We start from the raw sequence: 497 nt of genomic DNA on the forward strand, positions 1-497 counted from the left end.
ACCATTTTTTCCATAGTGTCCTGCCTAAACTTTTAATTGTTCGAAGTAATTCATTTCGCTCTAGCGAGCTGCTTGTTCTTTGTATCTTTCCATGGTTTCGCATTTTTTTCTAGGTGGAATCATTGCATGCGCTTGCCGATCTGCAATGACCTGACGGCATTGCTTGGTGTCATAAGCTCCATCGGTATAAACAGAGTCAATCCGCTCATCTTGTGGAATCTGATTAAGTAAATCACCAAGCACCTGTGAATCACTGACATTATTGGTTGTAAGCTAAACTGCTCGTATTTGCAGGGTTTTATCATCTATACCAATTATGTAATTTAAGCCATTGGCGACGAAATTCAGGTCCATGTTTCTTGCGTTTCCATTCGCCCTCACCTAGAAACTTCATGCCTGTAGAGTCCATGAGTAGATGCAGTCCATCGCTACTTTTTTGGTAGCTAATTGCAATATCAATATGCTTTTGTCTTCTACAAAGCGTGGTGTAATCTGGA

General features: G+C 40.6%; 1 pseudogene. It reads right to left on the reverse strand.

The features are described 5' to 3' along the window. Positions 1–497 (reverse strand): annotated as a pseudogene (locus D7V20_RS19485) (IS5 family transposase); the annotation flags it as partial.

The organism is Acinetobacter rongchengensis (assembly GCF_003611475.1).
In the GTDB taxonomy this organism is placed as follows: Bacteria; Pseudomonadota; Gammaproteobacteria; order Pseudomonadales; family Moraxellaceae; genus Acinetobacter; species Acinetobacter rongchengensis.